Annotated in this window: 10 protein-coding genes and 1 tRNA gene; 4 read left to right on the forward strand and 7 right to left on the reverse strand. The window is 62.8% G+C overall.

Annotated elements, in window-relative coordinates:
- Positions 1-17 precede the first annotated feature (17 nt).
- The gene (locus NKH30_RS23985) at positions 18-1,145 is read left to right on the forward strand and encodes a DmpA family aminopeptidase (RefSeq protein ID WP_352616697.1); all 1,128 of its coding nucleotides are present in this window, start codon (positions 18-20) and stop codon (positions 1,143-1,145) included.
- A 62-nt stretch (positions 1,146-1,207) separates the two neighbouring features.
- Here the strand turns inward: NKH30_RS23985 and NKH30_RS23990 are convergent, their stop codons facing one another.
- The 4 genes from NKH30_RS23990 to NKH30_RS24005 all read right to left on the reverse strand — a co-directional run bounded on the left by NKH30_RS23990 (position 1,208) and on the right by NKH30_RS24005 (position 3,891).
- Positions 1,208-1,462, reverse strand: a complete 255-nt coding sequence (locus NKH30_RS23990; RefSeq protein ID WP_023719384.1) for a DUF768 domain-containing protein — start codon at positions 1,460-1,462, stop codon at positions 1,208-1,210.
- Positions 1,463-1,973: 511 nt separating this feature from the next.
- On the reverse strand, positions 1,974-2,318 hold the full coding sequence (locus tag NKH30_RS23995) for an Atu4866 domain-containing protein (protein WP_352472700.1): 345 nt from the start codon (positions 2,316-2,318) through the stop codon (positions 1,974-1,976).
- On the reverse strand, positions 2,318-3,046 hold the full coding sequence (locus NKH30_RS24000; protein ID WP_352773961.1) for an SDR family oxidoreductase: 729 nt from the start codon (positions 3,044-3,046) through the stop codon (positions 2,318-2,320). The genes NKH30_RS23995 and NKH30_RS24000 overlap by 1 nt, the downstream gene beginning before the upstream one ends.
- 92 nt (positions 3,047-3,138) lie before the next feature.
- Positions 3,139-3,891 carry an SDR family NAD(P)-dependent oxidoreductase gene (locus NKH30_RS24005; protein WP_352616693.1) on the reverse strand — a complete coding sequence of 251 codons (753 nt, stop codon included), beginning with the start codon at positions 3,889-3,891 and terminating at the stop codon, positions 3,139-3,141.
- A gap of 137 nt (positions 3,892-4,028) precedes the next feature.
- On the opposite strand from NKH30_RS24005, the gene NKH30_RS24010 reads away from it, so the two are divergent.
- Complete coding sequence (locus NKH30_RS24010; protein ID WP_352616690.1) at positions 4,029-4,937, forward strand: LysR family transcriptional regulator; 909 nt, start codon at positions 4,029-4,031, stop codon at positions 4,935-4,937.
- Positions 4,938-4,998: 61 nt separating this feature from the next.
- Here NKH30_RS24010 and NKH30_RS24015 read toward each other — a convergent pair.
- Together NKH30_RS24015 and NKH30_RS24020 are read right to left on the reverse strand one after the other, a co-directional pair.
- A tRNA-His gene (locus tag NKH30_RS24015) sits at positions 4,999-5,075 on the reverse strand.
- Between the two features lie 339 nt (positions 5,076-5,414).
- On the reverse strand, positions 5,415-5,873 hold the full coding sequence (locus NKH30_RS24020; RefSeq protein WP_254819298.1) for a phasin: 459 nt from the start codon (positions 5,871-5,873) through the stop codon (positions 5,415-5,417).
- A gap of 253 nt (positions 5,874-6,126) precedes the next feature.
- Here NKH30_RS24020 and NKH30_RS24025 point away from each other — a divergent pair, with 253 nt between their 5' ends.
- Positions 6,127-9,858 carry a PAS domain S-box protein gene (locus NKH30_RS24025; protein ID WP_352997343.1) on the forward strand — a complete coding sequence of 1,244 codons (3,732 nt, stop codon included), beginning with the start codon at positions 6,127-6,129 and terminating at the stop codon, positions 9,856-9,858.
- 282 nt (positions 9,859-10,140) lie between these two features.
- Here the strand turns inward: NKH30_RS24025 and NKH30_RS24030 are convergent, their stop codons facing one another.
- On the reverse strand, positions 10,141-12,099 hold the full coding sequence (locus NKH30_RS24030; protein WP_352773956.1) for an acetoacetate--CoA ligase: 1,959 nt from the start codon (positions 12,097-12,099) through the stop codon (positions 10,141-10,143).
- A 182-nt stretch (positions 12,100-12,281) separates the two neighbouring features.
- Here NKH30_RS24030 and NKH30_RS24035 point away from each other — a divergent pair, with 182 nt between their 5' ends.
- On the forward strand, positions 12,282-14,132 hold the full coding sequence (locus NKH30_RS24035; RefSeq protein ID WP_352773954.1) for an AsmA family protein: 1,851 nt from the start codon (positions 12,282-12,284) through the stop codon (positions 14,130-14,132).
- The last annotated feature ends 2 nt before the right edge of the window (positions 14,133-14,134 follow it).

Here is a 14,134-nt window from a genome sequence, read left to right on the forward strand (position 1 = left end):
ACTTCTTTGAGGGTGAAATGACCGACCCGCACCTTGCAATGCCCTCGGGCAAACTGCGCGCCCGCGCCTTCGCGATCCCATTCGATGGAACGCCGGGCCGCTTCAACGCCATCACCGATGTGCCTGGCGTGACGGTAGGCTATACGACGCTGATCTCAGGGGATGGGCCGCTCGTCGTCGGCAAGGGTCCGGTACGCACCGGCGTGACCGCGATCCTGCCACGGCCCAGAGGCGAGTTGGCCGTCCCGGCGTTCGCCGGGATGTTCAGCGCCAATGGCAATGGCGAACTGACCGGCTCGCATCTGATAGAGGAACTTGGAGCGTTCAATCTTCCCATCACCATCACCAACACGCATTCCTGCGGCGTCAGCCGCGACGCAACGTTGCGCTGGATGCAGGCGGTGCTGCCGCAATCGCTCGACAGCGCCTGGGCGCTGCCGGTGGCGGGCGAGACTTACGACGGCTTCCTGAACGATATCAACGGCCACCATGTGAGCTTCGAGCACGTGTTTTCCGCGCTCGAAACGGCTGAAAGCGGGCCGATCGAAGAGGGCAGCGTCGGCGGCGGCGCAGGCATGATCACCTTCGGCTTCAAGGCAGGGTCCGGCACATCCTCGCGCAGCGTCGACTGGAATGGAGAGCGTTTCACGATCGGCTGCTTCGTCCAGTCGAATTTCGGTGCACGGCGGAACCTCGTGATCCGTGGCATCAGAGCCGGAGCGGAACTCGCCGAACCGGCGACCCGGGACAACACGCCGCGAGCGGAAAAGAGCTCGATCATCGCGATCGTCGCCACCGACGCGCCATTCATGCCGCACCAGTTGAAACGGCTGGCGAAACGCCTGCCGCTCGGCGTCGCGCTGACCGGCGGCTATGGATACAATTCATCCGGCGATATTTTTCTGGCCTTCAGCACGGCCAATGCCGATGCGGCGCGCGGCGCGGCCGGCAAGCTGGTCAGCGCCGGCTATATACCGGATGCCGACATCAACCCGTTCTTCGACGCCGTCGTTCAGAGCGTGGAAGAGGCAATCCTCAATGCTCTGGTCGCCAATGAAGACATGACCGGGCGCGACGACAATTTCGTGCCAGCGTTGCCGGAAGCATGGCTCGAGGAGAGATTTGGCAAAGCTGCGCGGCGATAAGACCGCGCAACTGCATCAGACAGGCAATGTTCGCCCGGCAGGTTTTGCCGGGGGGCGGTCCGTCAGCCGGCAGGCTTGTTGGAATTCTGCTCGTCCTGGTCGGCCTCGGCCGCCTCTTCGAGCCTCGAAGCAATGAGCTCCTGAATGTCGCCGACCTCTTCCTGGATATCCTCCAGGGGTATGCCGGCTTCGGCGGCCTTGGCCGCACATTCCCTGGCGAGGGTCTCGGCCTGCTTCTCGATCCTGGCTGGCGAGGGCTGGCAGTGGACTTTTTCGCCAATCCACCCGCGCAAGAACTCGATTGCGTGTTCACTCATACTGCTGTTTCCCTAGCGGCTATGCCGGTTGGTAATCATAAACGTCGGCATCTTCGAAAAGATGCGTGCTGCCATTCGAGCCGAGTCGGCTTCGCCCGGCAAGCCGAACTTGTCCGAGGTCCACAGAGCCGAAGGGAATGGAGGGTTCAAGGAGCACGTTCTAGTTCTTGAGGACTGATTCTCTCGAGGAAACTCGTTCGACCCGCGCTATTGTTTCTATTTGCTTTTTGTCGGTTTTCAAGCCGTTTTAGATCACAATAGATGTCGCAATGACTAGCACATTTACCGCGCTCTCGCCGGCACCATGTAAGAGGCGAGCCGTCAAAGCCGCCGCTATATAGTGATAACCATTTGCAATGTCGACTCTGCTTGCGGTCCTGCTTCTTTCCGCCGCGCTTGCTGGGAGATATGTGGTGTGACGGGCCTTGCCGTGCAAGCTGCCGAGCGCCTCATGCAAGGCATGCAATAGCGTCTTGTGGAAACCCTGAAGTGCTTGTCTCAGGGTGGCTCTCTACCGCTGGCGGTAAAGGATCATGCCGGCATGATAGAGGACGCCTTCGACGAACTCACCATCCGCGGTGAAGCCCGTATCGTCCCAGTATTCTATGTGGTTGCCGTGCACTTCATAGCGTCCCCGGTAGGCGCTTTCGCGGTCACCGCGCGCTTCGTCATAACGGCCGTTCGCCAGGAGTTCGTGCCTGATATGGCGATCCTCGGTGACCCACATTCCGACATAGGGATGAGCTTGGTGCGTCATTGGTTCCTCCGCAAGGATTGGAGTTGCAGGAAGGGTCAGGCCGGTTGGAGCTACAGCAACGGCAATACCCGTAAGCACTGCGGCCAAAGTGGATCGCATCAATGCGCCGCCTTCGTCGGACGCACGACTATCTCGTTGACGTCGACATCGTCGGGCTGTTCGATTGCATAGCGCACTGCCCTGGCGACGGCATCGGGTTTCAGTGCAATAGCACGCCAGCTTTTCATGGCGGCGGCAGCGGCTTCGTCGGAGATCGTGTTCGCCAGCTCGCTTTCCACCACGCCAGGATGAATGCAGGTTACGCGGATATCGTCACTCTCCTGGCGGAGCCCATCGGAAATCGCGCGGACAGCGTATTTCGTTGCGCAATAGACGGCAGCCGTGGGCGAGACGGCCAGTGCGCCAATGGAACCGATATTGATGATGTGACCGGAGCCGCGTGCCGTCATCTCGGGCAGAACCGCCGCGACGCCGTACAGAACACCCTTGATGTTGACGTCCACCATCAGCTCCCACTCGTCGACCTTCATGGCTGCCATGGCCGACAGCGGCATGACGCCCGCATTGTTGACGATGACATCGACCTGGCCCCATTCGGCCCGGGCTGCGTCGGCGAATGCTGCGACATCCGCCCTCCTGGTGACGTCGAGCGCTCGCACGCGAACCGTTCCACCAGATGCCTCGATTTCGGCCGCAAGCGCTTCAAGGCGGTCGGTGCGGCGTGCGCCGAGCATCAGCTTCGCACCTGCCGCGCCAAGCTCGCGGGCAATGCCAGCGCCGATGCCGCTGGAGGCACCGGTGATCAGAACAACTCTGTTCATGGTCATCGAGATGATCCTTTTGGTCTGTGATTATTTTCACGATGTGAAGGGATTGGGTGCGGGTGAGCTCCCGCGGCGCGCCGGCCCTATTGGGGGGCTCACTGGGCGGTGTAGCCGCCATCGACCAGAAGCAAGGCCCCGGTGATGAAGCTGGACGCCGGCGAGGCAAGAAAGGCGATGGCCTCGGCAACTTCTTGCGGCTGGCCGATCCGGCCGATTGGATGCGCGCCGCCGAAGCTGCGCAGCATCTCCCGGCCATTCTCCACCACGCCTTCCATGATGTCGGTTTCGATCACGCCAGGGGCAACGGCGTTGCAGCGAATGCCCATGCGCCCGTATTCGATCGCGATCACCTTGGTCAGCTGTGCGACAGCCGCCTTGGACGAGGCATAGGCCGCCTGCGTCTCGAAGGCCGCAACCGCCGAGATCGACGAGACATTGACGATCGCGCCGCCACCGCCGGCGGCCATCAGTTCCACAGCGGCACGGGCAGTGACGAAGCTGCCGCGCGCGTTGATCTGCAGAATGCGGTCATAGTCGTCGACCGAGGTCTCAGTCAGTCGTTTGTTGAGCGTGCGACCGGCATTGTTCACGACGATATCCAGTCGTCCGAAGCGCTTCGCGGCGAGTTCGACCGAGCGTCTGGCCAGGTCCTCGTCGGCGACATCGCCGACCAGCGTTGCCACATCCTCGGCTTCCAATTCGCGTACGCTGTCGCTGAGATCGCTTGCCACGATCCGGGCCCCGCGCGCACGCAGCAGCTCCGCCGTGCAACGACCGATTCCGCGTGCCGCGCCGGTCACGAGAGCGACCTTTCCATCCAGGTTCCAGGAGGAAGGCAGTGATGTCATGGGGTATCTCCTTGGTCAGCCGGCATCGACCTGGATCGGGGGATCAAGCCTTTCTTGCCGTTGCGACAGAGATAGAGCCATGGCATTGTCGCGATAAGCCGCCCGCCGTTAATCTCTATGGTAAGTTTGGCTAACCAATGGACATCGATCTCAATGCAATTGCCGTCTTCGTCACCGTGGCCGAGGAACGCAATTTTCGCGCTGCGGCAGACCGGTTGGGCGTGACGCGCTCAGCGGTCAGCCAGAGCATCCTCAGGCTTGAACAGCGCCTTGGCATCGCATTGCTGCAGCGCACGACACGCAGCGTCAACCTGACCGAAGCGGGCGAGCGCCTGCTGGCGAGCGTCGCACCGGCGATCGCCGACGTGAACGCGGCAATCGAAGCCACCACGGAGTTGCTGGACCGCCCGCGCGGCCGCCTGCGGATCGCGGTTTCGTCTATCGCAGAGGCCTTTCTGTCAGGACCATTGCTGGCGTCCTTTGCAGAAAGATTTCCCGAGGTGCATCTGGATATTGTGGTCACCGACGAGGAATTCGACATCGTTGCCGAAGGCTATGATGCGGGAGTGAGGCTCGGCGAAGTGATCGAGCAGGACATGATTGCCGTGCCGGTATCGGGCGATCAGCGACAGATGGCCGTCTGCGCCCCGCGCTATCTCGAAAAGTTCGGAGCACCCGCCCATCCGCGCGAGCTTGTGGCACGTCGATGCATCGGCTGGCGGCCGGCGCCGGGAGTTTCGCCCTATCGCTGGGAGTTCGGCGAGGACGGGCGCGAGTTCGACGTGGCAGTCGCGCCCGAGATCACGACCAACGACATGTGGCTGATGATCCGGCTGGCCGTTGCGGGCGCCGGGATCACGTTCGGCATGGCCGATACATTCCGCCCCTGGCTCGACCGCGGCGAGCTCGTGCCAATCCTCGACGGCTATCTTCCGCCGTTTGCGGGTTTCTATCTCTATTTCCCAAGCCGACGAAATATCGCGCCGAAGCTGAGAGCCCTCGTGGATCACCTGCGCGGCGCGCGTCAGGCGCGGGACCGCGGGTGAGCGCTACGGGATCGTAGTGAACGCTCGGCGCTATTGGTCAGAAACCTGGCTGAAAGCTGAATGGTACCGTTGGCTGGGATCGAACCAGCGACCTCCGGATCCACAATCCGGCGCTCTAACCATCTGAGCTACAACGGCACGTTTGCCTGAGCGGGATCGAGATGAAACGTTCGGGACCCGCTCTGTCGTTCGGCGATGCGTCCATACGGGCTATCGGAGTTTAATTCAAGGCTTTTGGCAAGGCAAAAGCTCGCTCCGGCATCGAGTCATTTTCCGCCGGACAAAAGAAAAGGCCGGCGGGAGGAGGTGCCGGCCTTTTCCTGTTACGAGCCAGCGGGAGGAGGTGCTGGCTGGTCACCCCGGTGAGCAGAGGGAGGAGGTTCCACCCGCCGGGTATTCACTTGAACCACTATATCGCACATCTATTTGTCTGACGAAATGCGACCTTTTGATGCATCGTCAAACTGTGCGCAAATATTAGGCGATCTTGATTTCTTTCACGGCCTTCTCGAAGGCGGTCTTGATCGGCTTGGATACGTCCTCGGCCGCCTTGGCAGCAACCGCCTGGAAGTCCTTAGCCTGCTCGACGGTCATTTCGACGCGCTTGCGCAGGAAAGCGGTCTGCAACTCGACGACTTCCGACAGCGACTTGGCGCCGATCAGCGCTTCGAAATGCGAGAAGCCGGCTTCGGCATTGGCGCGCAGGGCGGCGATGGTCTTGAGCGACAGGTCGCTGGAAACGGACTTGGCGGTCTCATAGGTCGACTCCAGAGCCTTCTGGGTCTCCTCGGCGCCGGTCTTCAGCTTGGCGTAGGCCTCTTTCGACTGCTCAACGCCCTTTTCGGCGAAGGCACGGATCTGGTCGGTGGCCTTCGAAGCGTCGAAGCTCGGGAATTCAACGTTTTCGATCGTTTCAGCGGTCTTGGTCCTGGACATTTTCCATCCTTTTCAGCGGCAGCGGCTTTGACAAAATGCCGTCTCGTTCATCTATCATGGCAATATAAAGGCAAATTTTGTGCATTGCAACATATCTGTTGCATCGCACCATAAAATATTTGGTTCGCGGCGTTAACCACGCGCCTAGAGATTCCGCTGGTTGCACGCTATGACTTGTGGACCTTCGCGCCGTCGGCTTTTATTAACAAAGCGTTAACCGCAAATTGCCCGCTCTGTGAGGGTCGCCAAGCGCATGCCGGCTGAAAACTACTCCTTCCTTGACGTCGCCGTGCTCGACGCCGTCCGCCTGCGCTTCGCCGCAGGCGACGCGATCGCCATTCTGTCGGCAGATCTCGAGCAGGTGATCTGGGCCAACGGGCCCGGCGCGGCGGTATTCGGCTATCCGGACATCGGCGCTATCATCGGCGCCTCGGCAGGGTTGCCGCTGATCGCCCGGCGCCAGATCATGGCAACCAGCGGTTTTCCGCAGATCGGCCGCGACCGTGCCATCACGGTCCGGCTGGCGACCGGCCTGACCAGCCGCGCCGTCGGTTTCCTGGCCAGCGCGGTGACCATGCCCGATGGCGAGGAAGCAATCATGCTGGCGCTGCCGGCGGCGCAGACCGGCTCGCGCAGCGCGGCCGAGATCGCCGACCGCGCCATCGGTGGCTTTACGGAAGACGGCCACTACATCGCCTTTGTCGATGCCAAGGGCAATATCGACGCCGCATCGGACGGCTTTTCGGCGCTCGGCATCCGGCCTGAGACGCTGGCCGCGCTTGTCGCCGACGTGGCGAACGAGAGCGACCGCATCGTCAAGCGCCTGGTTCCGGGTGGGTCCAGCTCCTATCCCGCGGGCCTTGCCCGGCTGACGGAAGAGCGGCACCTGCTGGTGGTGATCGACGAGGACCGGCTTGACGGCGAGGCTCCCGATGGCGAACGCGCCGGCGGGGAAACCGAGGCGGCAGCGGCACCGAGCGGTGGCGATCTTCCCCAGCCAACGGACCAGGACAACGAGCAGCCGATCGCCAGCAGCGGCGCGGCGGAGATCGACCTTGCAGCGATGGAAGGCACCTCAGCATCGGCGGAGCACGAACCTGCCGACGCGGCCGACGATCACCGCACGGTTGGCGAAACGCCGACGCAGCATGACCATTGGTACTTCAATGCCGGCGACGACACGCAGGTCCCGCCCGGGGCAGCTGTGTCCGGCGAAGTCGAGACCCCAGCCAGCGCGGATACTTCGCCGGAAAGCGCCGCAAAAGCCACCAAAGCCGCCTCCCCGGCCGAACACCGCGCTTCGGCGATCGATCGCACCGCCGCGCCCATGCGTTTCGTCTGGCGTACCGACGCGGAGGGCCATTTCAGCGCCCTGTCGCCGGAATTTGCCGAGCTCGTCGGCAAGCCTGCCGCCGACGTGATCGGCCGCCGCTTCGAGGATGTTTCGGCCGCCTATGGCCTCGATGCTTCTGGCGAGATTGCCGGCCTGCTCGAACGGCGCGACACCTGGTCCGGCCGCTCCGTGCTGTGGCCGGTCGCCGGCACCGATCTGAAGATACCCGTCGATCTGGCGGCGCTCCCGGTTTACAGCCGCAGCCGCGTTTTCGAAGGTTTTCGCGGTTTCGGCGTGGCCAGGAGCGGCGATGCGGTGGTCGATCCGGATGCCGTCGGCATGGCCCTTGTCGCCGAGGAGAAACCTGCCGCGACCATCGGGCCGAAAGCCGTCGAACCTCTCCCCGAGACACCTAAACCCGCCGATCCGTTCAGGGGCGAAGTGCCGGCATTGACCATCGTGCCAAAACCCGAGCGGCGCTTTGCCGACAAGGTGATCCGGCTGGCCGAGCACCGGCAGCCGGCCAACGACAAGGGCCTGTCGACGCTGGAACGCAGCGCGTTTCGCGAGATTGGCGAGCGTCTCAAGAAGGACAGCACCCCGGCCGAAGAGCAGCCCAGCGCCGGAAAGCAGAAGCCGGTTGAGAAAGTCGAGGCAGCCGGCAAGGCCGACGAGCCAAAGCTGAAAGAAGCCGGGCTGGCGGACAAGGATGAGATGCCGGCGCAAGGTCCGGAAAGCGAGGCGGCTGCCGCCGAACCGCCCGAGGCCGATGCCGAGGACCAGAAGGACCTCGCCCGACTTGACGGCGAGCAGCCGGATGAGGCGGAAGCAGAGGCGCAAGCCGGCGAACCCGTCACACGCCCTGTTTCCGGATCGCTGCTCGACTATGCCGACCGCGAACCCAGCGATGAGGCGCAGGAAGGCGTTGAGCCCAGCACGAACCGTCGAACGATCGTCGCCGAAGCGCCGCGGGATGGCGACGACGACAGCATGACGGCCGAAGACTTCCGTGACGCCGAGGACAGCGAGGATTGGTCCGAGGACAGCGCAGCCGCAGCCGATGCTGCCGGCCAGGTGCCGCCCGTCGAGCGGCCGCAGGCACCACCGCTCAAACTCGACGGCTTCGTGCCGTCGGCGTTTGCCGGAGAGGACAACACGGGGCCGGATACCTCGATCCTCGGCAAGCTGCCAGTGCCGGTGCTTATCCATTCCGGCGATCAGCTGCATTACGCGAACGACGAATTCCTCGGCTTGACCGGCTATGCGACGCTCAATTCCCTGGACGAGGCCGGCGGGCTCGGCGCGCTGTTTGCCGACCCTTATGCCGACGACGGCAGTTCGGACGGCGGCGACCGCGCTCTGCGGCTGAAAACGCGCGAAGGTCAGGAGTTTCCGATCGATGCGATTTTACGCTCCGTGCCCTGGGGAAACGGCAAGGCGCTGATGCTGGTCGTACGTCGTTCCGGCGACGACGAGGCAGCAGCCATTCCACATGGCGCCGCCGAAGACCAAACGCAGCCGGATGTTTCCGAGCTCAAGGCACGCATTGCCGAAATGCGCACTATCATCGACACCGCCACCGACGGCGTCGTGCTGATCGGCCGTAACGGAACGATCCGTTCAATTAGCCGTCCGGCGGAAGCGCTGTTCGGCTTCGACAGCGACGAGGTGACCGGCAAACCGTTCGTCTCGCTGTTTGCGATCGAAAGCCAGCGCGCGGCGCGTGACTATCTCGAGGGGTTGTCGGAGCCCGGCGTTGCAAGCGTGATGAACGATGGCCGCGAGGTGATCGGGCGCGAGGCGCAGGGGCGTTTCATTCCGCTGTTCATGACTATCGGCAGGCTGCCCAACGACAGCGGCTTCTGTGCGGTGGTGCGCGATATCACCCAGTGGAAGCGGGCCGAAGAGGACTTGACCCAGGCGCGCGCAGTCGCCGAACGCGCTTCGTCGCAGAAGACCGATTTTCTGGCCCGCATCAGCCACGAGATCCGCACGCCGCTCAACGCCATAATCGGCTTTTCCGAGCTGATGGTCGACGAGAAATTCGGGCCGGTGGCCAATGACCGTTATCGCGACTATCTGCGCGACATCAACCGTTCGGGCAACCACGTTCTCGACCTGGTCAACGACCTGCTCGACATTTCGAAAATCGAGGCCGGCCAGCAGGAGATGGCCTATGAGGCGGTGTCGCTTAACGACACACTGGCCGAAACCGTGGCGATGATGCAGCCGCAAGCCAACCGGGAACGCGTCATCATCCGCTCCAGCTTCGCCTCGCGGCTGCCGGAAGTGGTGGCCGATCTGCGCAGCGTGCGGCAGATCGCGCTCAACATCCTGTCGAACGCCGTCCGCTACACGCAGGCTGGCGGCCAGGTGATCGTGTCGACGGCTTACGAGATCTCCGGCGATGTCGTCATGCGCGTGCGCGATACCGGCATCGGCATGAGCCAGTCCGAGATCGAGCAGGCGCTGAAGCCGTTCAAGCAGATCAATGCGCTGAAGCGCGGCCGTGGCGACGGCACGGGTCTTGGGCTGCCGCTGACCAAGGCGATGGTCGAAGCGAACCGGGCCCGGTTCACCATCAACTCGACGCCCGGCGAGGGAACCCTGGTCGAAGTCGCCTTTCCCTCGACCCGCGTGCTCGCCGGTTAGCTATGGTTGCGCAAAGAAAAAAGGCGTCCAACAGGACGCCTTGAATGATAGGATTGCTGTCACAACGGGGCTTGAGCGAATCAGATCCTCTCGGGGCTAAGAGGAACGGGATTTCTCCCTCAAGTTACGCACGACTATTGATGCCGGGCCTTAACAAATCCTTACCGGCACGCCGGAAAATTTACCAATGTGTACCACTCATGAAATCTAGGTAAATTCCGAAGAGATAATTTGTTAACGATACCGGAGACCTCAAAACAGCTCCTACCTTGGATCCCGGGGTCAGTCGGCAAGCTGCGGCAGGTTGCGGAACAGCTCGAGCGCTTCGGGATTGGCGAGCGCTTCCTTGTTCTTGATGGCGCGGCCGTGCACCATGTCGCGTACCGCGAGCTCGGTGATCTTGCCCGATTTGGTTCGCGGAATATCGCTGACGGCGACGATCTTGGCCGGCACGTGGCGCGGGCTCGCCCCGGTGCGGATTTTCGCGCGGATGCGTTTTTCCAGCTCGGCATCGAGCTCAACGCCCGCCGCCAGCCGCACGAACAGCACGACACGCACGTCATTGTCGAAATCCTGGCCGATGCACAGCGCTTCGAGGATTTCCGGCATCTGCTCGACCTGATTGTAGATCTCCGCCGTGCCGATCCTGACACCGCCCGGATTGAGCGTGGCGTCGGAACGGCCATGGATGATCAGGCCGCCATGGACGGTCCATTCGGCGAAATCGCCGTGGCACCAGACATCGTCGAAACGTTCGAAATAGGCGGCTTTGTATTTCCTGCCGTCAGGGTCGTTCCAGAAGCCGATCGGCATTGCCGGAAACGCCTTGGTGCAGACGAGCTCGCCCTTCTCCTGGCGGAGCGGGCGGCCGTCATCGGCCCAGACATCGACGGCAAGGCCGAGCCCGGGCCCTTGGATCTCGCCGGTCCATACCGGTTCGATCGGCACGCCGAGCACGAAGCAGGAGACGATATCGGTGCCGCCGGAAATCGAAGCCAGATGCACGTCCTTCTTGATGCCTTCATAGACGAAGCGGAAATCTTCCGGCGATAGCGGCGAGCCGGTCGATGAGATGGTGCGCACGCTGGAAAGATCATGCGTGCGGATCGGCTTCAGGCCGGCCTTGCGCACGGAATCGATGAATTTGGCCGAGGTGCCGAAATAGGTCATCTTTTCGGCATCGGCGAAGTCGAACAGCGCATTGCCGTCCGGGTAGAACGGCGAGCCGTCGTAGAGCAGCAAGGTGGCGCCCGATGCCAGGCCCGACACCAGCCAGTTCCACATCATCCAGCCGCAGGTGGTGAAGTAGAAGAAGCGGTCGCCGTCGAGCAGGCCGGCATGCAGCCGTTCTTCCTTGACGTGCTGGATCAGCGTTCCGCCGGCCGAATGGACAATGCATTTGGGAATGCCGGTCGTGCCCGATGAAAACAGGATGTACAGCGGATGCGAAAACGGCAGCCTTTCGTAGGCGACAGGCCTTGCGGCAAAGGGTGACAGCGCCTCTTCCAGCGCAGCCGCCTTGCCGATGGTTGCGGCGACGTCGAGCGAGGTGCCGAGATAGTCGACAATGAGGACTTTACGGACGGTGGCGAGCTTGCCCGCCACGGCCGCGATCTTGTCGGCGACTTCGATCGCCTTGCCATTGTACCAGTAGCCGTCCGGCGCGATGAACACGACAGGCTCGATCTGGCCGAACCGGTCGAGAACTCCCTGCTCGCCGAAATCTGGGGAGCAGGACGACCAGACCGCGCCGATCGAGGCGGCCGCCAGCATCGCAGCAACGGTCTCCGGCATGTTGGGCATCATCGCGGCGATGCGGTCGCCCTTCTTCACCTTGAGCGACAGGAAAAGCTGCTGCAGTCGCGAGGTCAGCGCATGCAGCTCGTTCCAGGACAGCCGCCGCTCGACCTTGTCCTCGCCGCGAAAGACGATTGCGTCGCCAAGCCCGGTTTTCTTGAGGAGATTCTCGGCGAAGTTCAGCTTTGCCTCAGGAAAGAAGGTCGCGCCGGGCATCTTGTCGCCATCGACCAGCACGCGTTCGCCCTTGTCGCCGACGATGCCACAAAAGTCCCAGACCAGGCTCCAGAAGGTCTCGCGATCATCGATCGACCAGCGATGCAGGTCGGCATAGGAGGAGAAAACCTTGCCGGCCATGTTCGCCGCGGCATTCATGAAGGCGGTCATCGGCGCCGCGTCGATCTGCTCTTGCGTCGGGATCCAGAGCGGTGCGTCGTCAGCCATCATTGTTTCTCCGTAGGCTGCATCGCTTATGCATATCGCGATGCAGCAGAGCAAGATTTTGTTGGACCGCGCCGGTCAGGGTGTGCGCAAATGCCATCGCCGGGCCATAAAGACTTGAAATGCGTCAGCCGTCGGTTACACCCGTCGGGCGATTTTGTCGGAATGGAAGCATACGGGGCGATATGCCATCACCTTTGATCCGACGCGGAATATGGGCGATCGGCGCAGCCGTCATCGTCATCGCGCTGGTTGTCGCAGCCTTGCCGTTGATCGCCTCGACCCGCATCGTACGCGACCGTATCGCGTGGGAAATGAGCGCGTGGAGCGGTTTCCGGGTCACCATCGACGGCGCGCCGCGTATCGAGGTCTGGCCGAATTTCCGGGCGATCCTGAGCGACGTGACGCTGTCGCAATGGACAGAGACGGATGCGCCGCCCGTGGTCGAGGCCGAACGGGTCGAGGTCGACCTCTCAGCGATGGCGGCGCTGCGTGGCGATGTGGTGTTTTCGACGGCGCGGCTGGTACGACCGACGATCCGGGTTCAGCGTACCGCGAGCGGGTTTTTCCTGCCTGTGATTCCCAGCGGTGGGCGCATTACGCGTTCGATCGATGCTGCCCGCGCGGTGATCAACACAAATCCAGCCAAGCCGGATCTCGGCAAGCTGCCGACAGATCCGTTCGGCACAGTCGAGTTCAGGGACGGCCGCGTAGTGGCTGCCATCGGCGGCAAGGACCAGGAGATATTGAGCAGCCTGAGCGGCCAGGCGAATTGGGCCGCGATGAATAGCAATGCGACGCTGTCGGCGACCGGGATATGGCGCGGCGAAAGTGTTGCCATCGACGCAGCATCGCCGAACCCGCTCGTGCTGTTTGGTGGCGGCACAGCACCGGCCACATTTTCCTTCAAGGCGGCACCGGCCAGTTTTTCGTTCGACGGCCGTGCCAGCATGTCGGAGAACGGCTATTTCGACGGCCAGGCGAAATTCGCCGCACCTTCGCTCCGACGCGTGCTCGAATGGTCGCAGGCCGGCATCGCGCCCGGTGCCGCAATCGGCTCGATCTCGGTTTCAAGCAAGATCACGGCGACGGCCGGGCGCGTCAAATTTGAAAACACGGCCCTGACCCTCGACAACAACCCGGGAATGGGTGCGCTGGACTTCACCTATGGTGAGGCACTGCCGGTGATCTCCGGCACACTTGCCTTCGATACGCTCGACCTCAGATCATTTCTCTCCGCCTTTACGCCGGTACCATCCGCCGGCGGCACCGGCCCGGGCGAAATCGACACAAGCTTCGCCGACCGGATCAATCTCGATCTCAGGCTGTCGGCGGCGCATGCCACCGCCGGCGCCATCCAGCTTGCCGACGTCGCCGCCACTGCCCAGGTCAAGAACGGCCTTGCCGTCTTCGACATCTCGGATGCATCCGCCTTTGGCGGCAACGTCCAGAGCAGCGTCCGTTTCGACCGCAAGCCCGCCGGCACGGAAGTCGAGATCCGGCTGCTTGCTTCCGATATCGACGGCGGCGCTTTCGGCACCGCGGCCGGGATGACGCGGCTGGTGCCGATCGGCACTGGAACCGTTTCGGTCATCCTCAAGGGGCCTGGCAGAACCTGGGACTCGATTTTCGAAAACGCCAATGGCTCGCTGTCGGCGACGTTCGGCGCGGGTGCGCTGAGCCGGCTTAACCTGCCGGCGTTCCTCAAGCACACCGAACAGGGCGGATTCTTCGCGCTGGACGACGTCTCGGACGGAACGCTGCCGATCGACGGGGCCGAGCTCAAGGCGAGCATTTCGAACGGCGTGGCGCGCATCGACAAGGCCGAGGTGAATTCCGCGCAATACAAGATCTGGCTTTCCGGCATCGCATCCTATGCCGGACGCGGGCTGGCGCTGTCCGGCGGCATCGTCCAGCCGAGCCAGGCTGCCACGCAGACGAACGGCCAGGGACCCAATCAGTCGTCGTTCTTCGTCGGCGGCACCTGGAGCACGCCGTTCATCTCGCCGATAAGCCGCGGCGTTTCGGGAGAGTAAGC

Origin of the sequence: Mesorhizobium sp. M1273, from assembly GCF_040318195.1 — a bacterium.
Lineage (GTDB): Bacteria > Pseudomonadota > Alphaproteobacteria > Rhizobiales > Rhizobiaceae > Mesorhizobium.

Excerpts from the sequence above, each read along its gene's own strand:
- NKH30_RS23985 (WP_352616697.1), top strand. The coding sequence starts at position 18 with ATGACCGACCCGCACCTTGCAATGCCCTCGGGCAAACTGCGCGCCCGC.
- NKH30_RS23990 (WP_023719384.1), bottom strand. The coding sequence starts at position 1,462 with ATGAGTGAACACGCAATCGAGTTCTTGCGCGGGTGGATTGGCGAAAAA.
- NKH30_RS23995 (WP_352472700.1), bottom strand. The coding sequence starts at position 2,318 with ATGCGATCCACTTTGGCCGCAGTGCTTACGGGTATTGCCGTTGCTGTA.
- NKH30_RS24000 (WP_352773961.1), bottom strand. The coding sequence starts at position 3,046 with ATGACCATGAACAGAGTTGTTCTGATCACCGGTGCCTCCAGCGGCATC.
- NKH30_RS24005 (WP_352616693.1), bottom strand. The coding sequence starts at position 3,891 with ATGACATCACTGCCTTCCTCCTGGAACCTGGATGGAAAGGTCGCTCTC.
- NKH30_RS24010 (WP_352616690.1), top strand. The coding sequence starts at position 4,029 with ATGGACATCGATCTCAATGCAATTGCCGTCTTCGTCACCGTGGCCGAG.
- NKH30_RS24020 (WP_254819298.1), bottom strand. The coding sequence starts at position 5,873 with ATGTCCAGGACCAAGACCGCTGAAACGATCGAAAACGTTGAATTCCCG.
- NKH30_RS24025 (WP_352997343.1), top strand. The coding sequence starts at position 6,127 with ATGCCGGCTGAAAACTACTCCTTCCTTGACGTCGCCGTGCTCGACGCC.
- NKH30_RS24030 (WP_352773956.1), bottom strand. The coding sequence starts at position 12,099 with ATGGCTGACGACGCACCGCTCTGGATCCCGACGCAAGAGCAGATCGAC.
- NKH30_RS24035 (WP_352773954.1), top strand. The coding sequence starts at position 12,282 with ATGCCATCACCTTTGATCCGACGCGGAATATGGGCGATCGGCGCAGCC.